This is a genomic window from Arthrobacter sp. B0490 (genome assembly GCF_002929355.1).
GTDB lineage: Bacteria > Actinomycetota > Actinomycetes > Actinomycetales > Micrococcaceae > Arthrobacter_D.
Genome location: NZ_PJIR01000004.1, coordinates 176797 through 199467, shown reverse-complemented (window position 1 = coordinate 199467; position 22671 = coordinate 176797). Strand labels below are relative to the sequence as shown.

Below are 22671 nucleotides of genomic sequence, written 5' to 3'. Positions count from 1 at the left end.
GAGACGCACGGCTGAGGAAGGAGGCAGGACCATGGATGACGGCGCAGCCCGCCCTCTCGGGATCAACACGTGGGTGTGGACCTCACCGCTGACGGACGCGGACCTGCCTCCTCTGCTCGCCAGGATCGCCGATCTGGGGTTCGACGGCGTGGAACTCCCCCTCGAGAACGCGGGGGACCTCACGGCCAAGGTGGTGCGCGACGCTGTGGCCGCCACGGGCCTGGTCCCCACGGTGGTCGGGGCGATGGCGCCGGGCAGGGACCTGGTCGGCGCCTCTCCCGCGGCGACCCGCGAGACCCAGCGCTACCTGCTGGACTGCATCGACCTGGCCCAGGCGATCGGGGCCGGGACGGTGTGCGGCCCCTTCTACTCCGCCACCGGCCGGGTCTGGAGGATGGACGACGACGAGCGCGACGCGGCCTGCGCGGAACTGCGGGAGAACCTCGCACCCGTCGCCGACCATGCCGTCGCCGCCGGCGTGGTCCTCGGTATCGAACCGCTCAACCGGTACGAGACGTCCTTCCTGAACACCGTGGCCCAGGCCCTCGCCGCACTCGGGCCGCTGCTCGGCAGCGGCATCGGCCTCGCGCTCGACTCGTACCACCTCAACATCGAGGAGCGCTCCTCCGCGGAGGCCATCAGGCGGGCGGGCCCGCATCTGGTCCACCTGCAGGTGTGCGGCAACGACCGCGGGGCGCCGGGGGGCGACCAGACGGACTGGCCGGCACTCTTCGCCGCGCTCGACGACGTGCGGTACGAGGGGCCGGTGAACATCGAGAGCTTCACCGCACACAACGCGAGCATCGCCGTCGCGGCGTCGATCTGGCGTCCCCTGGCCTCGAGCCAGGACCACCTGGCCCGGGACGGACTGGCCTTCCTCCGTCGGGCGGAGCCCAGCCAGACCCGCCGCACCACCCCGACGCTGCAGGGCCCCTCCTGACGCCGAGCACCACCTCGGATCGGTGGGGTGCGGTGACGGGTTCCCGATCACGATCTTCTGCCCGACGGTCGGCAGAAGTCCGACATACTGGAATGCGGTCCACTCCGTCGAGTAGCCGCGCCCCACCGCACCCTCCTGGAGGAACACGATGACATCCCCTTCTGCCGGTCAGGTACCGGACGGGTCTCCGACCCGCCCCCTCGGCGTCGCCATGATCGGCTACGCCTTCATGGGCAAGGCGCACTCGGCGGCCTGGCGCACGGTCGGCAGCCACTTCGACGTCCCCGCCACCGCGCGGCGCGTCATCGTCGGCCGCGACGCCGAGCGGACCGCGGAGGCCGCCGAGCGCTACGGCTGGGAGGAATCCTCCACCGACTGGCGCGAGGCGATCCACCGCGACGACGTCGACATCGTGGACATCTGCACCCCCGGGTACCTCCACGCCGAGATCGCCATCGAGGCGCTGAAGGCGGGCAAGCACGTCCTCGTGGAGAAGCCGCTCGCGAACAGCATCGACGAGAGCGCCGAGATGGTCTCCGCGGCGGTCCGGGCCCGCGACCACGGCGTCCAGTCCATGGTCGGATTCAACTACCGGCGTGTCCCGGCCCTCGCCCACGCCCGGAACCTCATCGCGGACGGCCGGCTCGGCCCCATCCGCCAGCTGCGCGTCGCCTACCTGCAGGACTGGCTGGCCGACGCCGAGTCCCCCATGACCTGGCGGCTCCGCCGGGAGACCGCCGGTTCGGGGGCGCTCGGCGACATCGCCTCCCATGCCCTGGACCAGGTGCAGTTCCTCACCGGGCAGCACGTCGCGGAGGTCTCGGGCCGCCTGCGCACCTTCGTGGAGGAGCGGCCCGGCCCCGACGGGCGGGAACCGGTCACCGTCGACGACGCCGCCTGGATCACGGCCGAACTCTCCGGAGGGGCCGTCGCCACCGTCGAGGTCTCGCGGATGGCCACCGGGGTGAAGAACGGCCTGCGCATCGAGGTCTTCGGCGAGCGCGGGGCACTCCGCTTCGACCTGGAAAACCTCAACGAGCTGTGGCTGATGGAGGCGGCCGGCCCGGCGACCGAGCAGGGCTTCCGCCGCATCCTCGTCACCGAGCCGGGACACCCCTACCTCGACGCATGGTGGCCGCCGGGCCACATCATCGGCTGGGAGCACACGTTCACGCACCAGCTGCGCGACTTCCTCACCTCCATCCGGACGGGCGAGCCCACCCAGCCCTCCTTCGAGGCCGGCCTCCAGCTCCAGCGCGTGCTCGCCGCCGTCGAGGAGAGCGCAGCGGCCAGGAGCGCCGTCGTGCAGGTCGGTTCCGCCACCCCCGCCCACTCGCCCGTCCCAGCCAAGGAGACTGCATGACCCGCAACTTCACCCTGTTCACCGGCCAGTGGGCCGACCTCCCCTTCGAGAAGGTCGCCGAGCTCGCCGGCCGGTGGGGCTACGACGGCCTCGAGATCGCCGTGTCCGGCGACCACCTCGACGCCTGGCGGTGGGACGACGACGCCTACATCCAGGACCGCCTCGACATCCTCGACCGCAACGGCCTGAAGGTCTGGGCCATCTCGAACCACCTCAAGGGCCAGGCCGTCTGCGACGACCCGATCGACTTCCGCCACCAGGCGATCGTCGGGCCGACGGTGTGGGGCGACGGCGACCCGGAGGGTGTGCGTCGACGCGCCGCCGAGGAGATGAAGCTGACGGCGCGGCTCGCGAAGAGGCTCGGCGTGGACACCGTCGTCGGCTTCACCGGTTCCTCCATCTGGCAGTACGTGGCCATGTTCCCGCCCGTCCCCGCGAGCGTGATCGAGGCGGGCTACCAGGACTTCGCCGACCGCTGGAACCCCATCCTGGACGTCTTCGACGAGTGCGGCGTCCGCTTCGCCCACGAGGTCCACCCCTCGGAGATCGCCTACGACTACTGGTCCACCCAGCGCACCCTGGAGGCCATCGGCCACCGCCCCGCGTTCGGCCTCAACTGGGACCCGAGCCACTTCATGTGGCAGCAGATCGACCCGGTGGCCTTCATCTCCGACTTCAAGGACCGCATCTACCACGTGGACTGCAAGGACACGAAGATGCGCATGGGCGGGGGCCGCAACGGGATCATGTCCTCGCACCTCCCCTGGGGCGACCCGCGACGTGGCTGGGACTTCGTCTCGACCGGTCGGGGCGATGTGCCCTGGGAGGACAGCTTCAGGGCGCTCACTGCCATCGGCTACACGGGGCCCATCTCGGTGGAGTGGGAGGACGCCGGCATGGATCGCCTGCAGGGCGCACCCGAGGCCCTCGCCTTCCTGAAGGGCTTCGACTTCGCGCCGTCCGAGACCTCGTTCGACGCGGCGTTCAGCCAGTAGCCTGCCGGGTGGGACCGGGACCGGCGGGTGGTTCGACGGGCTCGTCGGGTGAGGGCCAGGGTCCGGGTCCGCGGGGTCGTCGGGCTCGCCGGGTCGGGGCCCTCGGGTCCGCACACCCGGCGCGGCCGCCCAGACCCGGGGCACACCCCCCACGGGTCGGGGCACCCGCCGCGGCGGCCCCCTCCATCGGCTCCGTCCGGCCCGTGCACCCGGCGCGGCCGCCCAGACCCGGGGTACATCCCCCGCGGGTCTGGGCACCCGGCGCGGCGGCCCCCTCCTGAGCCGGAAGCTCACCTGATTTCGTAACCTCGTAGAAATCGAAGCGGAGTAGCCTAGGGGGCATGCGTGAACTCCAGGCACAGATCATCGAGGAAATGGGCGTCAAACCCACCATCGACCCCGCTGCCGAGGTTCGCAGCCGGGTCGCCTTCCTGAAGGACTACGTCAGGTCCACGGGCACCCGCGGGTTCGTCCTCGGCATCAGCGGCGGACTCGACTCGACCCTCGCCGGCAAGCTCGCCCAGCTCGCCGTCGACGAACTGCGGTCCGAGGGCATCGACGCCGACTTCATCGCGATGCGCCTGCCCTACAACGTGCAGAAGGACGAGGAGGACGCCCAGGCGGCCCTCGCCTTCATCGAGCCGCGCACCTCGAGGGTGTTCAACGTGGCGCCCGCCGTCGACGGCTTCCAGGAGGAGTACGCGCACACCACCGGCGAGCGCATCTCCGACTTCACCAAGGGCAACACGAAGGCCCGCGCGCGCATGGTGGCGCAGTACGCGGTGGCCGGGCAGCACAACCTGCTCGTGGTCGGTACGGATCACGGCGCGGAATCCGTGACGGGCTTCTTCACGAAGTTCGGCGACGGCGGCGCGGACATCCTGCCGCTCTTCGGCCTCAACAAGCGCCAGAACCGCGCCCTGCTCAAGGAACTCGGGGCGCCAGCGGCCCTCTACGAGAAGATCCCGACGGCGGACCTGCTCGACGACCTGCCCGGCCGGGCCGACGAGAACGAGCTCGGGCTGACCTACGAGCAGATCGACGACTACCTCGAGGGACGCGACGTCGACCCCGACGCGGCGAAGTCGATCGAGCACCGCTACTGGATCACACGACACAAGCGCACCGTGCCCGTGAGTATCTTCGATTCATGGTGGCGGGAGTAAACACCGCCGTTGGTAACGTAGGGTCCGTGAAGATCGCCACCTGGAACGTCAATTCCCTCCGTGCCCGCGCCGACCGCGTCGAGGCGTGGCTGGACAGGTCCGACGTCGACGTCCTCGCCATTCAGGAGACCAAGTGCAAGGACGACAACTTCCCCTGGGAGTTGTTCGAGAACAGCGGGTTCGAGGTGGCGCATTTCGGCCTGAGCCAGTGGAACGGCGTCGCCATCGCCTCGCGGGTGGGGCTCGACGACGTCGAACGCACCTTCCCCGGCCAGCCCACCTTCGGCAAGCCAGGGACGGAGGCGGTCCAGGAGGCCCGCGCCATCGCCGCGACCTGCGGCGGCGTGCGCGTGTGGAGCCTGTACGTCCCGAACGGGCGGGCGCTCGACGATCCGCACATGCCGTACAAGATCGAGTGGCTCGACGTCCTCCGGGGCCATGCGCAGCGCTGGATCGACGAGGACCCGGAGGCGCAGATCGCCCTGATGGGTGACTGGAACATCGCCCCCCGCGACGAGGACGTCTGGGACATCGACCTGTTCGTCAACGGCGGCTACACGCACGTGAGCCCGCCCGAGCGCGCCGCGTTCCAGGCGTTCCTCGATTCGGGGTTCGCCGACGTGGCGCGCCCGTACACGCCCGGCCCCGGCCTCTACACGTACTGGGACTACACGCAGCTGAGGTTCCCCAAGAAGGAGGGCATGCGCATCGACTTCGTCCTCGGCTCGCCCGCCCTCGCCGCCCGAGCCACGAACGCATTCGTGGACCGCGAGGAGCGCAAGGGCAAGGGTGCCTCCGACCATGCTCCCGTCGTCGTGGAACTCAGCGGGCCGTGAGCCCGACGGGCGGTGGCAGGCCGTTCCCCTACGTCTCCTACCTCCGCGTCTATGAGCCCCTCGACGCGTTCTCCGATGCGCAACAGCTCGTGATCCTCGAACAGCGCGCGCGGGAGCGGACCCTCACCGAGACCCTCGAGCACGAGCAGTCGCTGCGCCGGATCCTGCGCAGCGTCTCCGATCCCTTCCCGCACCACGAGCCGGACCTCGTCCGGGTCACCCACTTCCCCGGCCTCAGCGGCACCACGGCCCCCTACTACTGCCCCAATCAGCTGGCCGTCCGCACCACCCTCGCGGCCGAGTCGCTCGACCACAGCCTGCGCGGCCCCCTGATCGACGTGCTCGTTCCCGAGGTCGCCCGCGAGGCACACCAGGCGCGGCTGGACCCGGACACCTTCGCGGACACCGTCGCCAAGCTGCACACCCGCTCGGCGACGTGGGGGGTGCCGTTCGCCTGGTTCGTCCTGATCCACGAGGACGACCTCACGGAGGTGGTCGAGGACGACGGGCGTGTCTCGACGGTCCGGATCTCCGCGAGGATCGGCGACTGCATCGACCGTGGCAGGCGCTCGGTCGCCCAGCTCGCGATCGGCGCACCGGAGATGGACCTGCTGGACGAGCTCACGGAGATCGTCGAGTGGCTCGAGGTGTTCCGGCGCGACGCCGTGGTCGAGGTGGACTACGGGCCGGTGGCTGACCGGGTCTTCCCGGACGACTCCCCCATGGACGTGCGTCTCGGCATCGAGAGCCTCGCCGAGGCGGACATGATGGGCGCGGCCGCCTCCTACCGGCGCCTCGCCTCACGGTGGATCCCGATCCGCCAGCTCGCCCGCGCGTCCTGACGCCGCGCCGACGGGGGGCACCGCCGTCGTTCCCGTCGTCCGGGCCTCGTGCCCGGGCGGTCCCGGCGCGCCCCTCGTCGACACCTGTGTGGGCGTCGGACACCGGGAACGACGCCGGGAACGACGGCGGGCGGGGGCGCGGGGATCGAGCGCGGGGATCAGGCGCGGAGCGGCCCCGTGGACGCCCGCTGGACGAGGAGATGGGGGCGGGCCGGCGGGTACTCCGCCGGCTCGTTGCGCAGCAGCTCGCCCAGCAGGAGGTCCGCCGCATAGGCGCCCTGGTCCGCCGGGTCCTGGCGGATGGTCGTCAGGCCCATGGGCTCGGCGAACTCGTGGTCGTCGATCCCGATGACGGACAGGGCGCCCGGCACGTCGATGCCGAGTTCGGCCGCGGCCCGCAGCACGCCGAACGCCATCTCGTCGGAGGAGCAGAACACCGCCGTCGGCCGGTCCGTCGGGTCGGCGAGCAGGGCCAGCGCCGAGACGCGGGAGGTGGCGAACGCGAAGTCGCCGAACGCCGACCAGTCCTCCCGCACGGCGAGGCCGTGGTCCGCCATGGCCTGCTGGTACGCGTGCTCGCGGATGCGCGGCACCTCGAAGTCGATGTCGAACGATCCGCCGCCGCGCATGTGCGCGATCCTCGTGTGGCCGAGTCCGATCAGGTGCTCGACGGCGTCCCGCGCCGCCTGGGCGTCGTCGATCCCGACATGGCGTACGCCCTCGACCGCACCGCCCACGACGATGTGGGGGTACTCGAGCTGCTGCACCGCTTCCCGCTCCTCCGCCGTCAGGTGCATGCACATGACGAGGAGGGCGTCGATGCGCTTGCGCAGGATCGAGCGGTGGAACACGCGGTCGCGGTTGACGCCGTCGCTGCCGAGACTGAACACGATCAGGTCGTACCCGGCGGCACGCAGTTGCCGGTCGACGCCCTCGAGCACCGCCGAAAAGTACCACCGGTCGATCGCGGGCAGGAGGACGCCCATCGCCATGGTGCGCCCCGACGCCAGCCCGGACGCGGCCGACGACGGCACGTACCCGAGGCTCTTGGCGGTCGCCGTGACCCGGGCGCGGGTCTCGTCGGCCACGCCCGGCAGCCCGCGCAGGGCACGGGACACCGTGGCGGTGGACACCCCGAGGGCCGCCGCGACATCGTCGATGCTCGTCATGCCTCAGCCCTTCAGGCCGCCCGCCAGCAGCCCTCGGACGAAGTAGCGCTGCAGCCCGAAGAACACGGCGAGGGGGACGATGATCGAGACGAAGGCACCCGCGGTGAGCCGCTGCCATTCGCCGCCCCTCGAGCCCTGGATCTCGGCGAGGCGCTGCGTGATGGGGGCGACGTCCGCCCCGCCGCCCGAGAAGACGAGGGCGACCAGCAGGTCGTTCCACAGCCACAGGAACTGGAAGATACCGAACGAGGCGAGGGCGGGCGTGGCGAGCGGGATGATGATCCGCCAGAAGATCGTGCCGTGACCCGCGCCGTCGACCCGCGCGGCCTCGATCACCTCTCCGGGGATCTCGGCGATGAAGTTGTGGAGCAGGAAGATCGCCAGCGGCAGCCCGAAGATGGTGTGGGCCACCCAGAGCTGCGCGTACGTGCCGCTGGGCAGCAGCTGGAAGTCGCCGAACTTCAGGACCTGCGTGAAGAGCTGGAGGAGCGGGATCAGCGCCATCTGCAGCGGCACGATCTGCAGGGCGAACACGAAGATGAACAGGCCGTCCTTGCCCCTGAACCGGCCCCAGGCGAACATGTACGCGGCCATCGACCCGAGGACGAGCGTGAAGATCGTCCCCGGGATGACGATGGCCAGCGAGTTGACGAAGTAGGACAGCAGGTTCGGGGACTGGCTGCCGCCGGGGCTGAGGACGTCGGCGTAGTTCTCGAGGGTGAACTGGCGGTCGGTGATGACGTTCCACCAGCCGTTGCCCTTGATGTTGTCCTCGGGCCGGAAGGAGGAGACGAGCAGGCCGAAGGTCGGAATGGTCCAGATGACCGCGATGATCACCGCGGCCGCTGTCGCGGTGCGGGACGTCAGGCGCTGCTTGACCCGCTTCTGCAGGGCGGGGCGCTCCGGCGGGCCGTCCTCCCCCGCGTCGGTGAGGAGGGGCTTCGTGTTCTCCAGGGGCACGGTACTCATCGGATCTCCTTCTGCTTGCGGAGCAACCGGGCGTTGTAGACGACCACGGGCAGAACCATCAGGAACAGGACCAGGGCCAGCGCGGCACCCCGTCCGGGTTCACCGGCCCGGAACGCCTGGGTGTACATCTCGTTGGCCACCACCGACGTCTCGTACTGGCCCGCCGTCATCGTCCGGACGATGTCGAAGACCTTCAGCGTGCCGATCGTGATGGTCGTGACGACGACGATCAGGGACCCGCGGATGGTCGGGATCGTGACGTTGGTGAACTGCTGCCAGGCGCTGGCGCCGTCCAGCCGCGCCGCCTCGACGATCTCCGTGGGGATGCCCTTGATGGCGGCCGACAGGACCACCATGGCGAAACCGGTCTGGATCCAGATCATGACCGCGATCAGGAACAGGGTGTTCTCGGGCGCATCGAGCAGGAACTGCTTCGGCTCCTGTCCGAACCACACCAGGATCTGGTTGAAGAGCCCGATCTGGTCCTGCTCGGGGCCCTTGTAGGCGTAGACGAAGCGCCAGATGACGCCCGCGCCGACGAAGGAGATCGCCATGGGCATGAAGACGAGCGCCTTCAGGGCCTTCTCGCCCCGGGCGCGGTCGATGAAGACCGCGTAGGCGAGGCCGATCGAGGAGGCCAGCAGCGGGACGAGGACGACCCAGATGACCGTGTTGCGCAGGGTCACCAGCGCCTCGGGCTGCGTGAACATCCAGACGAAGTTGTCGAGTCCGACGAAGTCGCCGTTCCGGTCCGTCAGGGAGAGGTACGAGGTCTGCAGCGCGGGGAACACGAGGCCGACGGCGAGCAGGACGAGGGCCGGCGCCAGGAATCCGGCGATCTGGACCTTCTCCCGGCCGCTTTTCGGCGCCCGGTCGACGACCAACATGATGAGGCCGATGATGGCGGCGAAGACGGCGAGCCCCACCACCACCTGTAGCCCTTTTTCTGCAATATCTTCCACAGCACAGCCTCCTTGGTGCGCAGCACGAACTGGTGTCGGGCGGGTCGGACAGGGCGCGGCGCGGGTGGCGCCGCGCCCTGTCACACCCTGACCGGGACCGGCCTGCGGGCAGGCCGGTCCGGGTCGTCAGTGCATCAGGAGTCGGGCCAGCTGTCCTCGACGGACTTCGTGACTTCCTCCGTGGACGAACCGTTGAGCCAGTTCACGATGCCGCTCCAGAAGGAGTTGGCCCCGACCGCGCCGGGCATGAGGTCCGAGCCGTCGAAACGGAAGACGGTCTCGGGATCCTGGAGCAGTTCGATGGACTGGCGGTCGAGATCCGATCCGGCCAACGCCGGGTCCAACCCCTTGTTGGCGCTGATGGCACCACCCTGCGAGACACGCGCGTTCGCGAACTCGGCGCTCGCGAGGTACGTCTGCAGTGCCTGTACCTCCGGGCGGTCCGAGTAGGCACCGACCATCTCGCCACCGCCGGTGATGGCGGTGCCATCGGCAGGGTCGACGGGCGGCGTCATGAAGGCCCAGACGTCGCCGTCCTCGGCGACGTTCGTCCCCTCGGGCCAGTTGGCGGCCTGGAAGGATGCCTGGTGGTGCATGGCGCACTGGCCGTCGAGGACGGGCTGGCCCGCCTCGGCGAAGGCCGTCGAGAGGATGGAGCGTGAATCGCCGAACCCGCCGTTGACGTAGTCGTCGTCCTTCAGGATCTCTCCGACACGGTCGAAGGATTCGACGATCTGCGGGTCGTTGAACGGGATCTCGTGGGCCACCCACTGGTCGTAGACCTCCGGACCGTGGTCACGGAGCACCGCGTCCTCGACCCAGTCCGTGCCCGGCCAGCCGGTCGCCTCACCGGATTCGAAGCCCGCGCACCACGGCTTCATCTCCTCTTCCTCGGCGATCTTCTCGGTCAGCTCGGTCATCTCGTCCCAGGTTGCGGGGACCTCCCAGCCCTTCTCCTCGAACGTGGCGGGGTCATACCAGACATAGCCCTTGATGTTTGCGAGCATCGGAGCCGCGTAGAACGTGCCGTCCACCGTGCCGTACTTCTTCCAGTCCGGGGACCAGCCCTCGTCGACGAGGTCCGAGACGGCCTGCGGAGCGGGCTTCAGGTTGCCCGCCTGAGCGGCGAGCAGACCGGGCTGCGGGAAGATGGCCAGGTCGGGAGCCGTGCCACCCTGCGCGCGGACGCCGATCTGGGTCTCGAACTCCTTCGACCCCTCGTACGCCACCTCGATGCCGGTGCAGTCCGCGAAGTCCGTCCAGGAGTTCTCGAGCAGCTCGGCCTCGACGTCGACGATGGTCGAGTAGACGCTGACCTCGGCGTCCTCGAACGTCCCGTACGACTCGTAGGCCGCGCAGTCCGCGTCGCCCGATCCGCCGGCGCTGTCGGATCCTTCGGAACCGCAGCCGGCGAGTGCGAGAAGGGAAACACTGAGTGCTGCGGTGGGCAGCAGCAACTTCCGTGAGCGAATGGTCGCCATTGAAACAGACTCCTTTGTCCTGGGGTGCATCACGGACCGGTCGCGGGCCCTTGGGGGCCCGCGACCGGTGGTGTTCAGCATCCCTGAATGATGAAGTCAGCGTAAGCGCTTGCAAAGCGCCTCGACAACCCGCCGCGCCCTGCCGACCGCTTCGATGCGCAATTGTGATCCGCCGCACACGACGGGAGCTAGCTGACGCGTTCCGCCCGCGTGAAGCGCACCCGGGCACCCGAATCGATGCTGATGAGGACCGGCGGCCGGGAACCGGTCACCGCGTCGAGGGCTTCGACGAGGCGGGCGACCTCGGCGGCGACCACGTAGGGAGGGACCCCCTTCCGCGGGAGGACGCGGACCCGGAGGCCTGGCACGCCCCGGACCTGCCAGGTGCTCACCGCCGCACCGGCGAGATCGGACCGTTCGAGCAGCGCGGCCTTCAGCGCCTGCTCCGCCGCCGCGGCCGTGATCGTGACCGATCCCGCCGTCCCGCCGTCGACGGCCGCCGGACCGGAAGCCCCCGGCGACGCCGTGCCCGACGCGGGCGCGCCGGCACCCGTCGCGAACAGGCCGGTCCGGCCTCGTCCCTGGGCCGCGATCCAGAGGACGAGCATCACGATCAGGAACAGGAGGAAGGCCGCGAGCGCGATCCACAGCCAGGTGTCCGCCTGACCCTCGAGCGTGGTCCGGGCCCGCAACCCGTCGAGCGCATCGCCGGCCCGCAGCGCCGCGGCGCGCCACCACGAGGAGACGGCGGGCAGGGCCAGGACGGCGAGCCCCGTGGCACCCAGGGCGAGGGTGAGGAGCCCGACGACGCCGAGCACGAGCCGGTTGAGCAGCCTCGGTGTGGTGTTCACTGCCCGATCACCCCCGCCTCGGCCACGACCACGGTGATCCTCGGCCCGGGCTCCACACTGGAGCGCCGGAGGTCGTCCGCGACGGCCGCCCGGACGGCGTCGGCGTCGACGCGGACGCCGGAGGTCGGCCTGATCTGCACGGTGACGAGGCTGCGGCCCACCGTCACGAGGACCTGCTCGGGCGCCACCCCGGCGGCGACGCGCGCCCGACGGGCCAGCGACGACGCCACGACCTCCGCGTCGACGACGACGGCGGCGCGCCCGTTCGGGATCGTGTAGCGGGCGCGTCGTCCGGGCAGGAGGGCGAGCAGGAGGAGCAACGCTCCGAGCACCAGCAGCAGGAAGGAGGCAGCCCCGAGCAGCGAGCCGGGCACTCCGCCGGGAAGGGCGCCGAGCCACGCGGCCGCCTCCTCGACGTCGAGGAGGAACGGCTCGTCCCCCACGGCCTTGAGCACGGACTCGAACAGGAGGAGCAGGCACCCTGCGATCAGGAGGACCGCGACGACCACCGACGGGAGCGCCCGGGAGGAATGCAGTTCACGGCGCACGAGTCGCCCCGTGGACGCGGGCGCCCCGCGGGAGGCCGGGTCCGCACTCACAGCACCCTCGCCCCCCTGCTCACCGTGCTGCCGATGATCCGGATGTCCACGCGGCTCAGCCGTGCGCCGCTGAGCTCCTCGACCCGCTCGAGGATCGGGGCGCGGGCGGCCTCCGCGCGGGTGAGGATCGGGCCCCCGAAGGAGTCGACGATCCCGGGCTCGTCGAGGACGCGGGCCAGGGGCGGAACGGGCAGGGACAGGGCGAGGAGGAGCGCCAGCAGGCCACGGTCGTCCGAGAACGTCGCCCTGACCTGGCCGGGCTGCACGCCGAGGGCGTCGGCGGCAGCGGCCCGGGCGAGGCTGGTCAGCGCCTGCGTGGTGATGCGGTTGTGCCCGGACAGGGGTACCGGGCGCCGGAGCGGAGGAGCGGGTGTCACGGCGTGGATGGCTGCGGCGGGAACGGACGCCGTGGTCACGAGGACGAGCGTCGGCCGGACAGGGCGTCGAGGACGCCGCGGAGGTCGAGCTTGCCTTCGGCGACCCGCCCGACGACGGCGCCGCACAGCACGAGCACCAGGGTGAGGAGGAAGCCCCAGAAGCCGAAGATCAGTGCCGCGAAGGCGAGGACGGCTCCGGCGGCCATGCCGGTGGTGGTGGGCGTCATGGCTTCCTCATTCGACCGGTGGCTTGATCTGCGTGGCGCCCGTGGAACCGGTGGTGCGGACGCGGTCCGCCTTCGTCTCGGCGGGCTGCGGCAGGTGGACGTCGAGCACCTCGACGTTCACCTCGATGACCTCGAGCCCGACCATGTCGGTGAGGGCGTCGTAGACGGCTCCCCGCACGGCATCGGCGAGGGCGTGGAGGGCGTAGCCGTATTCGGCGATCAGGCTGATGTCCACCGCGATCTGGGTCTGCCCCACCTCGACCTTGACCCCGTGGGAGGGCTCACTGGCTCCGACGGCGTCGCGGATCGCTCCGAGCGCACGGCCGGCACCCGGTCCCAGCGCATGCACTCCCGGCACGGACCGGGCGGCGATGGCGGCGATCTTCACGGCGGCGGGATCACCGATGACCGTCCGTCCGGCGGGTGCGTCGGGGAGGACGGGCAACGGCCGCCCCACAGGTTGCTCGATCATCGGAGAAGGCCCCTTTCGCTTGTGCCCAGCCTAAGCCACCGTGCCCGGGACAGGGCGGTACGCACCCCTGCGGGCGGGCACCGCTTCCCTGCGGACCGGCGCGACGGCGGGGCACGCCGGGGTCAGGAGCCTGTGCAGTGCTCCCCGAGCCAGTCCTGCACGGGCGCCATGGCCCGCCGGAAGCGTTTCTCGTCGAAGGTGCCGGAGCCCTTCGGGGGTGCCTCCACGGAGTGGGCGAGGGTCGTGAAGTCGTCGTGCAATTCCGTGGGGACCTTGTCCCGGAGGTCGAGGATCTGCTGCTCCAGGGCGAGGAGTTCGTCGGGGTCCGTGTTCGAGCGCAGGCTCAGCGGTGCGAGCATCGCCGTGGTGACCCCGCCGGCCACGATCACGCAGTGCTCGGACGGATCGGCCGCCGCCCCGGTCGCCGATGCGTCGCTCCCCTCGGGCCGGGCGGCAGGCCCGGACGGCGTCCCGGTGACGGTATCCGGCTCCGCGGAGGGGCTGGCGGGCATCGTGAGCATGGTCTCCTCGGGCGCAGGACCGCCCGGGCTGCATCCCGTGAGGGCTGCAGCGAGCGCACACAGCCCGGCTGCGGAATGCAGGAGTCTCACTGGTGCCCTCTCGTGTCGGCGCGATCCCGGAGGTTCAACGCGCGAAACCTCCACTACTATCCCAAGTGGTTCTCCCGGGCAACCGGAGGGCCTGCCCAGCGGGGATGCGGCGGGGGTCGTCGGGCGCGATGCTATCGCGCGAACCCGGACGTCGACCGGGAGGCGGTCGGACCACGGGCGTCGGGCACGAAAAAACCCCGCGTTCCGGGAGGAACTACGGGGTTTTGTGGTGGCTCCGACCGGCGTCGATCCGGTGACCTCTCGATTTTCAGTCGAACGCTCTACCAACTGAGCTACAGAGCCTTGCGATCATCGCGACGATGATCACCGTATCCAGCCCGGCCGGTCCCCGAGGGGATCCAGCCGCCTGAGCGACCCTGACGGGACTTGAACCCGCGACCTCCGCCGTGACAGGGCGGCGCGCTAACCAACTGCGCTACAGGGCCTTGCTAACTTCACTTGCCGTTTGCAAGAGTTCCAGCCTACCAGCACTTTTCGTACCGGCTGACCGCCCGTGAGGGCCTCTCCTGCGTACCCCCAACGGGATTCGAACCCGTGCCGCCGCCGTGAAAGGGCGGTGTCCTAGGCCGCTAGACGATGGGGGCCCGGACCACACGTCGGGTTCCTGCGACCCTCCGGAGAGCAAGCGTTTCCGGCGGATCATTCCCTGTCGTGGACCTATAAGACTATAGGGGCACTTCGGCGTATACACAAAATCACGGCCGGCCTCCGGGGACCGCACGCGGGGGTGCCTCCCGGGCGGCCGGAGCACGGTCTGTACGATCGGGGCGTGCCGTTCGAGATTTCACGTGAGGAGTTCGAGGAAGCCGTCGATGACGCCATCGACGAGATTCCCGACGACCTCGCCCGCGCCATGGACAACGTGGCCATCTTCGTGGTCGAGGAGTACGAGCCTGCTCCGGGCGAACCCGCGGACACCGAACTGCTCGGCCTCTACGAGGGGACCCCGCTCACCGAGAGGGACTCGTGGTGGGATGCCGGCTCCCTGCCGGATCGCATCAGCATCTTCCGGGGACCGCTCATGCGGTTGTGCGAGAGCCGGGAGGAACTCGTGGAGGAGATCCTGGTGACCGTGGTGCACGAGATCGCCCACCACTTCGGGATCGACGACGCACGGCTCCACGAGCTCGGCTGGAACTGACGCGACCCGGCCTCGCGGCGAGGTGGCCGGTGCGTCGGACCCCGGCCGGGGCATCCCGCCCCTCAGGGCCGGTGTGGGACGTCCGACGCCGTGTGCGGGAGGCGTCCGGGAGTTCCTAGCGGACGGGGGCGATCATCGGCCCGAAGGAGCTGCGGTCCTCGAGGCGCGGGTCCGCCTTGTCCGGCACGATCAGCACCGGTCCGCGGGCGTGGTGCAGGACCCCCTGGCTCGTGGAGCCCATCAGCATCCCCGCGAACCCGCCGCGGCCCCGCGTGCCCACCACGAGCAGCTCCGAGGTCGCGGAGGCCTCGATGAGGACTTCGGCGGGCGGTCCGTCCACGAGGTCCACGCGGATGTCCACGTCGGGGAAGTGGCTCTTCAGCCAGTCACGGCCGGCGGCGAGCTGGACGGCGAGGTCCGCGTGGAGGGCCTCCCGGTCCACGGGCGCCGGGACCCAGGCGAGCGAGCCGTTGAAGGGTGCCACCGAGCAGATGACGCGGAGCGCGAGTCCCCTCGACCGCGCCTCCTCGGCCGCCGCGAGCGAGGCCGTGCGCGCCTGCTCCGAGCCGTCGACGCCCACCACGACGATCGGCTCCACCGCGGCGGGCGCCTGGACCCTGTCCCTGCGCGGCTTCCTGTCCAGTTCCGGGTGCCCGAGGCGCACACCCGTGCACACGGGGATGACCGCCGTCGGGCACTTGGCGTGGGCGGGCAGGGCACTGCTGACGGAGCCGAGGAGACGGCCCACGAACCCACCGCGTCCGCGCGAGCCCACGACCATGAGCTCGGCCTCCTCGGAGAGATCCAGGAGCACGCCCGCGGCATCTCCCGTCTCGATCCTGGGACGCACGTCCACGGCCATGCCCTCGACGTGCGTCAGCGCCTCGGTGAGGACGGCCTGCGCGCTCTCACGGATGACGTCGTCGTCCACGGTGGCGTAGCCGGCGTCCATGCTCGACGCCGCGAAGACGGGCACGGTGTAGGCGGTCACCACGTAGAGCAGCGACGCGCGCCGCTCGGCCTCACGAGCGGCCCAGAGGAGGGCGCACGTGCTCTGGTCGGAACCGTCGACACCGACGACGATCCCGTGCTGTGCGAGCCCGTGCGACGGGCCTTCTGCGTGCTCGTTGCTCACGGCAAGCCTCCCTCGGTCGCGTGTCCTACCGCCTCTGGCGGCCGGTCCCCCATTTGTAGCGCACCCGCTCGTCCGCGGTCCATCCACCGGGCTATTCAGGGTCTGAAAAGTTATATAGGCTGCGAGGACCCGTTGCGGGGGCCGGGGCCATGGGCCGTCTGCCTCCGTGCGTCGTGCTCTTGGTTGACCCGTTCGCAGCCAAGAGTCCGTACGGTCCGGAAGAGGCGCCGGACCGTACGGAACCCTATGCTTCGTGGAGAGGTGACCCGGTGGATCCCTTACCGCTCGACCCGGTCCGCTCTGCGTCCATGCCGCCCGCGTCCGCGGAGCATACGAGCACCGTGGTCATCGGCTCCGGGCTGTCCGGCCTCGCCGTCGCCAGTGAACTGAGCCGCCGCGGCATCAGTTCGATCGTGGTCGAGAGCCTCGAGTGCTTCGACTCGGGTGCCATGCGCACCGTCATGACGGACTCCGTCTCCCTCTCGGAGCGTACGGAACTCATGCGGCTCCTCCGCGCCTATGCCTCCGCCCATCAGCTCGACGTCCGGCAGACCACCGTGGCGGAGCATCTCAGCATCATCGGGCACCCGAAACTCATCAAGGGTCCCGTGGGCCGCAAGAAATGGGCCGTGCAGACGGCCGACGGCGTCCTCCTCGCCGACCATGTGGTCCTGACCAAGTACCCGCAGAACGAACTGCGGAAATTCCTGCGGTCCATGGGCATCGCGATCGGCAGGGACCTCAAGGCCGCGTTGCGCGCCATCGGCCTGCACCTCGTCGGGGTGGGAGAGCTGCTGACGCCCACCACGCGCGAGATCGTGCGCCAGGCGAAACTCGTGAGCGATGCGATCGTGGCTCAGGGGCCCGCCGCGCTCAACCGCATCGCCCCGCTGCACCCGGCCGTCTCCCCCCTGGGCGCCTGACGCGCCCCGGCGCCCGACGGCGTCCGCAGGAACGTCCACTCCGGCTGCCCCCGACGGTGCCGGTCCGGGCCGGACCGGGACCTGCTACTTGCCGGCGCCGAGCCGCCGGCGTGCCGTGACGGCGAGCGCCACGGTGATCGCCACGAGGGCCGCGATCATCAGGACGATGCTCCACGGGAAATCGCTCACTCCGGCCGTCTGCGTCTCGTTGGTGGTGTCCTCCGCCTCCACGGGACCGGCGGTGCTCGCCGCGTCCGGCACCGTCGTCGAGCCCTGCTGCGCCGTGAAGGCGAACGTGCCCTCGATCGGGTGGGAGTCCGAGCTCACCACGCGCCAGTTGACGGTGAACGCACCGGCCGGGGCCCCCGAGCGGAGCGGCTGGGTGGCCGTCCGGTCCACGATCGCCACCGGGCCGTCCGCCCAGTCCGTCCCGGACTCGTCGAGGACCTGCACCTGCGCGCCGATCCCGGACGGCACGTTGGAGAACGTGAGCTCGAGGCTCGGCGGGAGCACCTCCACGGTGGCGCCCTCGGCCGGAGCGGTGCCGCTCAGTTCGTCGTGGGCGTTCGCCGTCCCGCCGGCGCCGAGGAGCACGGCGAGGGCGAGCAGGACGGCCGGCAGGATCGCGGTCACGGGGCGGAGGGGACGACGACGCGCCGTCCCGGGATGCTGGGCGCGCAGGAGGAGGGCAGACATGCCCCCAACCCTACGCGGAGTCCCTGACCGGGCGCTGGGACCGCGGCCGTCACGAACCGCGCCTCCGACGGGCACCGGGATAGACTTTCCCCGACCGCCCCCCGCCCCTTCGCCCGAGGATCCCCCATGCTCAAAACTGGTTCCGCGCTGGATCGCTACTTCGACATCACGCAGCGGGGGTCCACCTTCTCCCGGGAGATCCGCGGCGGTCTCGCCACCTTCTTCGCGATGAGCTACATCGTGGTCCTCAACCCCCTCATCCTCGCCGGCGCCGACTCCTCCGGCGCCGAACTGGGCTTCGAGCGCGTCGCCGCCGTGACCGCGCTCGTGGCGGGCATCCTGACGATCGTCATGGGCGCGTGGGCCAAGTACCCCTTCGCCCTCGCCACGGGCCTCGGCGTCAACGCGTTCGTCGCCATCACCGTGGCGACGAACCCGGGGCTGACCTGGCCGGACATCATGGGTCTCGTGATGCTCGCCGGGCTCACGATGCTCGTGCTGGTCCTCACGGGGTTCCGGACGGCGGTCTTCAACGCGGTACCCGAGAGCCTCAAGACGGCGATCGTGGTCGGCATCGGCCTGTTCATCGCCCTGATCGGCCTCGTCAACGCCGGCTTCGTGCGCCGGGTGCCCGACGTCGCCAACACCACGGTGCCCGTGGGCCTCGGGTTCGGCGGCGTCCTCATCGGCTGGCCCACCCTGGTGTTCGTCGTCGGGCTCATCCTCACCATCGCCCTCGTGGTCCGCAGGGTGCGCGGGGCCATCCTCATCGGCGTGCTGGCCGCGACGGCGCTCGCCGTCGTGCTCGAGGCCGTCTTCGACGTGGGTCCCAGCTTCACACCGGGCCAGGACCCGAACCCGGCGGGCTGGTCCCTCGTGGTCCCCGAACTGCCCTCCGGCTCCTGGGTGGGCGCGCCCGACCTCGGCCTCGTGGGCAACGTCAGCCTGTTCGGCGCCTTCGGCCACCTCGGCGGCACGGCAGCGGTCCTGCTGACCTTCACCATCCTGCTCAGCATCTTCTTCGACGCGATGGGCACCATGGTGGGCCTCGCGAACGAGGCGAAGCTCGTGGACGCCAAGGGCAACATCCCCGGCGTGAACCGCGTCCTCGTCGTGGACGCGCTCGGTGCGGTCGCCGGCGGTGCCGGCTCGGTGTCCTCCAACCAGATCTACGTCGAGTCCGGTGCCGGGATCGGTGAAGGCGCCCGCACGGGACTCGCGAACGTCGTCACCGGCCTGCTGTTCCTGCTGGCGATGTTCTTCACGCCGCTCATCAGCCTCGTCCCGTTCGAGGCCGTGGCCCCCGCACTCGTGGTGGTGGGCTTCATGATGGTGGCCCAGGTGGGGCGCATCGACTTCGAGGACTGGGGCGTCGCCCTCCCGGCCTTCCTCACGTTCACCCTCATGCCGTTCACCTACTCGATCGCGAACGGCCTCGGCGCGGGCTTCATCGCCTTCGTGCTGATCCGCGCCATCCAGGGCCGCGGACGCGAGGTGCATCCCCTGATGTGGGCCGTCGCCGCGGCGTTCGTGGTGTTCTTCGGCATCGGACCCATCGAGGAACTGCTCGGCATCTGATCCGGCGGGGCCGTCGTGCCCGGGCGAGGAGAAGCGACGACGGCGGGTGGGGCCGCCGTCGTCGCTGGATCCGGGGTGTCGCCGGAGCAGGGTCCCGCCGCGGCTCAGCGGGCGGACCAGCCGCCGTCCATGACGTAGGAGGAACCGGTCACCATGCCGGCGTCGTCGCCCGCCAGCCAGGCGACGAGCGAGGCGACCTCCTCCGGTTCCACGAGCCGCTTGACGGCCGACTCGGTGAGCATGATCCTCTCGAGCACTTCCTCCTCGCTGATGCCGTGCAGGCGCGCCTGGTCGGCCAGCTGGTTCTCCACGAGGGGTGTGCGGACGTAGCCGGGGTTGACGCAGTTGCTCGTGACGCCGTGGGCACCGCCCTCGAGGGCGGTGACCTTGGAAAGCCCCTCGAGGCCGTGCTTGGCCGTCACGTAGGCGGCCTTGAACGGCGAGGCCCTCAGGCCGTGGACCGAGGAGATGTTGATGATCCGGCCGAAGCCCCGGGCATACATCCCCGGGAGCGCGGCGCGGATCAGCAGGAACGGCACCTCGACCATCAGCCGCTGGATGCGGCGGAAGTCCTCGGGATCGAAGTCCTCGAGGGGGCTGACCGTCTGGATCCCCGCGTTGTTCACGAGGATGTCGGCCTCGAGGGTCAGCGTCTCGAGCGCCCGCGTGTCGAGCAGGTCGACTGACCACGCCTCGCCGCCGAGGTCGGCGGCCAGGTCCCCGGCACCGGCCGCATCCCGGTCCGCGACGACGACATGGGCGCCCCGTCCGGCGAGCGCGCGGGCGCACGCCGCACCGATCCCGCTCGCGCCGCCCGTGATGAGCGCACGCCGGCCCGCGAGGGGCTCCGGGGTCAGGGCCGTCGCCGGCTGGGACGCCGTCGTGCTCATGGCTTGGCCTGTTCCACGACGGGCTCGTCCAGTCCGTGGCGCCGCGCGTCCTCCGCGTCGACGTCGCGCAGGGAGATCCCGCGGGTCTCCTTGAGGGTCAGGACGGCGACCAGCGTGATGGCGCAGGCGATCAGGAGGTAGATGGCGACGGGTACCCAGCTGCCGTACTCCTGCAGGAGGGCCGTGGCGATGATCGGTGCCAGCGAACCCGCGAGGATCGAGGTCACCTGGTAGCCCAGGGAGACGCCCGAGTACCGCATGCGCGTCGGGAACATCTCCGACATGATGGCCGGCTGTCCCGCGTACATGAAGGCGTGGAAGACGAGGCCGATCGTGACCGCCAGGATGATCAGGAAGGGGTTCAGGGTGTCGAACATCGGGAAGGCGAAGAACGCCCACGTGGCACCGAGGACCACCCCGACCAGGTAGACCGGCTTGCGGCCGAAGGCATCGGACAGCCTGCCCACCTGCGGGATCACGGCGAAGTGGACCACGTGCGCGATCAGGAGGGCCAGCAGGAGCTGCGAGGTGTCGTACTGGTGCACGGTCTTGAGGTAGACGATCGTGAAGCTGACGATGATGTAGTAGAGGATGTTCTCCGCGAACCGCAGGCCCATGGCTCCGAGGACCCCCTTGGGGTACCGCTTGACCACTTCGAGGACGCCGTAGCTGACGGCCTTCTCGGACTCGATCTTCTCGCGCGCCTCGAGGAAGATCGGGGCCTCGCTGACATGCGTCCGGATGTAGTACCCGATCACCACGATGATCGCGGAGACCCAGAACGCCACGCGCCAGCCCCAGCTGAGGAACTCGTCCTGCGGCAGGATCCAGCTCATGCCCAGCAGGACGAGCGTCGCGAGGAGGTTCCCGACCGGGACGGCCGCCTGCGGCCAGCTGGACCAGAATCCGCGGGACCGGTTGGGGCTGTGCTCGGCGACGAGGAGCACGGCACCGCCCCACTCCCCTCCGACGGCGAAGCCCTGGATGAAGCGCAGGATCACCAGCAGCGCCGGAGCCCAGTAGCCGATCGAGTCGAAGCCGGGAAGGCATCCCATGAGGAAGGTGGCGACGCCGACGAGGATGATGGTGAGCTGGAGTGTGTGCTTGCGGCCGAGCTTGTCACCGATCTGCCCGAAGACGATCCCTCCGAGCGGCCGGGCCACGAAGCCGACGGCGTAGGTGAGGAAGGCCGCGATGATGCCGTCCAGCTCGGAGCCCGCGTTGGGGAAGAAGAAGGTCCCGAAGACCAGGCTCGCCGCCGTGGCGTACAGGAAGAACTCGTACCACTCGACGACCGTCCCGACCATGGCTGCCGCGACGATCCGCTTGAGGCCCGACGCCTCGTCGGCCGTTCCGTCGCCCTGCTGGTTACCGGGGGTGTTCGAGCGCTGATTGACGCTCATGAAGATCTCCTCTGTCGACGCTGACATGGCGGACCCACGTCGGGGCCCTGATTGGTTCCTTCGAGTATCCCTGCACTCTTTCGGTCCGCCAATGGCCAGATCGGCACTCCTGCTCTGCGATACTGCAGATATGCTCCCGCCCAATGCCCAGGATCTCGTGGTGCTGCTCGCCGTCGCGCAGAGCGGGCGCTTCACCACGGCCGGCGATGCGCTGGGACTGAACCACACCACGGTGTCCCGGCGGATCGCGGCCCTCGAGAAGGCGCTCGGGGGGCGCGTCGTCTCGCGCGGCAGCGGCGGATGGGAACTGACGGACCTGGGCCGACGGGCGGCGGACGCGGCGGCCGTCGTCGCGGAGGCGGTCGCCCGGCTGGGCGACGACGACGGCGCGCTCTCGGGCGTGGTGCGCATGAGCGCCACGGACGGCTTCAGTGCCCTCATCGCCGCTCCGGCCTTCGCGCGGCTGCGGGCCGCACACCCCCGGCTCAGCATCGAGATCATCACCGCGACACGGCGGGCCTCGCAGACGCGGACGGGCCTCGACTTCGAGGTGGTGGTCGGCGAACCGCAGGTGCACCGGGCGGAGGCGGAGCGGCTGGGCACCTATGTCCTCGGGCTGTACGCGTCGGAGGAGTATCTCGCGGCGCACGGCGCGCCGGGCACCCTCGAGGAGGCCGTGCGTCACCCGCTCGTGTACTTCATCGACTCGATGCTGCAGGTGGACAGCCTCGATGCGCCCCGGCGGCTCCTGCCCACGATGCGCGACGCCCTGAGCTCGACCAACGTCTTCGTCCACGTCGAAGCCACCCGGGCGGGCGCGGGGCTCGGCCTGCTGCCCTGCTTCATGGCGGACCGGCACGCCGACCTGATCCGCCTCCTCCCCTCCGACGTCGCGGAGGAGCTCGACTACTGGCTCGTGGTGCGGGCCGATGCGCTGCGCCAGCCGGCGGTGGCGGCCGTCGTCGACGCCCTGCGCCGGGCGACCGCGGCCATGGAGGCGCAGCTCCTGGGCCGCCGCTGACGC

The 22671-nt window shown here is 70.5% G+C and carries 24 protein-coding genes and 3 tRNA genes; 10 read left to right on the top strand and 17 right to left on the bottom strand.

The window, feature by feature from the left end; translation table 11 throughout:
• Positions 1-31: 31 nt before the first annotated feature.
• From CXQ97_RS08945 to CXQ97_RS08920, 6 genes are all read left to right on the top strand, one after another.
• Positions 32-940, top strand: a complete 909-nt coding sequence (locus CXQ97_RS08945; protein WP_104180515.1) for a sugar phosphate isomerase/epimerase — start codon at positions 32-34, stop codon at positions 938-940.
• A gap of 148 nt (positions 941-1088) precedes the next feature.
• Entirely contained in the window at positions 1089-2303 is a 1215-nt protein-coding gene (locus CXQ97_RS08940; protein WP_104180514.1) for a Gfo/Idh/MocA family protein, read from the top strand.
• Positions 2300-3298, top strand: a complete 999-nt coding sequence (locus tag CXQ97_RS08935) for a sugar phosphate isomerase/epimerase (RefSeq protein ID WP_104180513.1) — start codon at positions 2300-2302, stop codon at positions 3296-3298. The genes CXQ97_RS08940 and CXQ97_RS08935 overlap by 4 nt, the downstream gene beginning before the upstream one ends.
• A 341-nt stretch (positions 3299-3639) precedes the next feature.
• Positions 3640-4464, top strand: a complete 825-nt coding sequence (gene nadE / locus CXQ97_RS08930; protein ID WP_104180512.1) for an ammonia-dependent NAD(+) synthetase — start codon at positions 3640-3642, stop codon at positions 4462-4464.
• A 26-nt stretch (positions 4465-4490) separates the two neighbouring features.
• Positions 4491-5300, top strand: a complete 810-nt coding sequence (locus CXQ97_RS08925; protein ID WP_104180511.1) for an exodeoxyribonuclease III — start codon at positions 4491-4493, stop codon at positions 5298-5300.
• The gene (locus CXQ97_RS08920) at positions 5297-6142 is read left to right on the top strand and encodes a hypothetical protein (protein WP_104180510.1); all 846 of its coding nucleotides are present in this window, start codon (positions 5297-5299) and stop codon (positions 6140-6142) included. Before CXQ97_RS08925 ends, CXQ97_RS08920 begins: the two co-directional genes overlap by 4 nt.
• Before the next feature lie 158 nt (positions 6143-6300).
• On the opposite strand, the gene CXQ97_RS08915 is transcribed toward CXQ97_RS08920, so the two are convergent.
• The 13 genes from CXQ97_RS08915 to CXQ97_RS08855 form a co-directional block, all read right to left on the bottom strand.
• Positions 6301-7311, bottom strand: a complete 1011-nt coding sequence (locus CXQ97_RS08915; protein ID WP_104180509.1) for a LacI family DNA-binding transcriptional regulator — start codon at positions 7309-7311, stop codon at positions 6301-6303.
• Positions 7312-7314: 3 nt separating this feature from the next.
• The gene (locus tag CXQ97_RS08910) at positions 7315-8280 is read right to left on the bottom strand and encodes a carbohydrate ABC transporter permease (protein ID WP_104180508.1); all 966 of its coding nucleotides are present in this window, start codon (positions 8278-8280) and stop codon (positions 7315-7317) included.
• A complete protein-coding gene (locus CXQ97_RS08905) occupies positions 8277-9242 on the bottom strand; it encodes a carbohydrate ABC transporter permease (RefSeq protein ID WP_104180507.1) in 966 nt (321 codons plus the stop codon). The genes CXQ97_RS08910 and CXQ97_RS08905 overlap by 4 nt, the downstream gene beginning before the upstream one ends.
• A gap of 134 nt (positions 9243-9376) precedes the next feature.
• Positions 9377-10723, bottom strand: a complete 1347-nt coding sequence (locus CXQ97_RS08900; protein WP_104180506.1) for an ABC transporter substrate-binding protein — start codon at positions 10721-10723, stop codon at positions 9377-9379.
• Between the two features lie 188 nt (positions 10724-10911).
• A complete protein-coding gene (locus CXQ97_RS08895) occupies positions 10912-11574 on the bottom strand; it encodes a hypothetical protein (RefSeq protein WP_104180505.1) in 663 nt (220 codons plus the stop codon).
• A complete protein-coding gene (locus CXQ97_RS08890; protein ID WP_104180504.1) occupies positions 11571-12173 on the bottom strand; it encodes a DUF6286 domain-containing protein in 603 nt (200 codons plus the stop codon). Before CXQ97_RS08890 ends, CXQ97_RS08895 begins: the two co-directional genes overlap by 4 nt.
• Positions 12170-12550, bottom strand: a complete 381-nt coding sequence (locus CXQ97_RS08885) for a hypothetical protein (protein WP_104180619.1) — start codon at positions 12548-12550, stop codon at positions 12170-12172. The genes CXQ97_RS08890 and CXQ97_RS08885 overlap by 4 nt, the downstream gene beginning before the upstream one ends.
• A 35-nt stretch (positions 12551-12585) precedes the next feature.
• The gene (locus CXQ97_RS08880; protein ID WP_104180503.1) at positions 12586-12777 is read right to left on the bottom strand and encodes a DUF2273 domain-containing protein; all 192 of its coding nucleotides are present in this window, start codon (positions 12775-12777) and stop codon (positions 12586-12588) included.
• 7 nt (positions 12778-12784) lie between these two features.
• Positions 12785-13249 (bottom strand): Asp23/Gls24 family envelope stress response protein, encoded by a 465-nt coding sequence (locus CXQ97_RS08875; protein WP_104180502.1) that lies wholly within the window; start codon positions 13247-13249, stop codon positions 12785-12787.
• Positions 13250-13371: 122 nt separating this feature from the next.
• Positions 13372-13770 (bottom strand): hypothetical protein, encoded by a 399-nt coding sequence (locus tag CXQ97_RS08870; RefSeq protein WP_104180501.1) that lies wholly within the window; start codon positions 13768-13770, stop codon positions 13372-13374.
• Positions 13771-14087: 317 nt separating this feature from the next.
• Positions 14088-14163: transfer RNA gene (locus tag CXQ97_RS08865), tRNA-Phe, on the bottom strand.
• Positions 14164-14232: 69 nt separating this feature from the next.
• Positions 14233-14306, bottom strand: a tRNA-Asp gene (locus tag CXQ97_RS08860).
• An 86-nt stretch (positions 14307-14392) separates the two neighbouring features.
• Positions 14393-14465: transfer RNA gene (locus CXQ97_RS08855), tRNA-Glu, on the bottom strand.
• A gap of 185 nt (positions 14466-14650) precedes the next feature.
• On the opposite strand from CXQ97_RS08855, the gene CXQ97_RS08850 reads away from it, so the two are divergent.
• A complete protein-coding gene (locus tag CXQ97_RS08850; protein ID WP_258062443.1) occupies positions 14651-15022 on the top strand; it encodes a metallopeptidase family protein in 372 nt (123 codons plus the stop codon).
• Positions 15023-15137: 115 nt separating this feature from the next.
• On the opposite strand, the gene CXQ97_RS08845 is transcribed toward CXQ97_RS08850, so the two are convergent.
• The gene (locus CXQ97_RS08845; protein WP_104180500.1) at positions 15138-16157 is read right to left on the bottom strand and encodes a universal stress protein; all 1020 of its coding nucleotides are present in this window, start codon (positions 16155-16157) and stop codon (positions 15138-15140) included.
• Between the two features lie 269 nt (positions 16158-16426).
• Here CXQ97_RS08845 and CXQ97_RS08840 point away from each other — a divergent pair, with 269 nt between their 5' ends.
• Positions 16427-17080 (top strand): FAD-dependent monooxygenase, encoded by a 654-nt coding sequence (locus tag CXQ97_RS08840; RefSeq protein WP_258062442.1) that lies wholly within the window; start codon positions 16427-16429, stop codon positions 17078-17080.
• Positions 17081-17164: 84 nt separating this feature from the next.
• On the opposite strand, the gene CXQ97_RS08835 is transcribed toward CXQ97_RS08840, so the two are convergent.
• Positions 17165-17776: a copper resistance CopC family protein gene (locus CXQ97_RS08835; RefSeq protein WP_104180498.1), complete on the bottom strand. Its 612-nt coding sequence runs from the start codon at positions 17774-17776 to the stop codon at positions 17165-17167.
• 126 nt (positions 17777-17902) lie between these two features.
• Between CXQ97_RS08835 and CXQ97_RS08830 the strand changes: the two genes are divergently transcribed.
• Entirely contained in the window at positions 17903-19354 is a 1452-nt protein-coding gene (locus CXQ97_RS08830) for an NCS2 family permease (RefSeq protein WP_104180497.1), read from the top strand.
• Positions 19355-19458: 104 nt separating this feature from the next.
• Here the strand turns inward: CXQ97_RS08830 and CXQ97_RS08825 are convergent, their stop codons facing one another.
• Both CXQ97_RS08825 and CXQ97_RS08820 read right to left on the bottom strand, forming a co-directional pair.
• Positions 19459-20244, bottom strand: a complete 786-nt coding sequence (locus tag CXQ97_RS08825) for a 3-hydroxybutyrate dehydrogenase (RefSeq protein WP_104180496.1) — start codon at positions 20242-20244, stop codon at positions 19459-19461.
• Positions 20241-21647, bottom strand: a complete 1407-nt coding sequence (locus CXQ97_RS08820; RefSeq protein WP_104180617.1) for an MFS transporter — start codon at positions 21645-21647, stop codon at positions 20241-20243. The genes CXQ97_RS08825 and CXQ97_RS08820 overlap by 4 nt, the downstream gene beginning before the upstream one ends.
• 130 nt (positions 21648-21777) lie before the next feature.
• Between CXQ97_RS08820 and CXQ97_RS08815 the strand changes: the two genes are divergently transcribed.
• Positions 21778-22668 carry a LysR family transcriptional regulator gene (locus CXQ97_RS08815; RefSeq protein ID WP_258062441.1) on the top strand — a complete coding sequence of 297 codons (891 nt, stop codon included), beginning with the start codon at positions 21778-21780 and terminating at the stop codon, positions 22666-22668.
• The last annotated feature ends 3 nt before the right edge of the window (positions 22669-22671 follow it).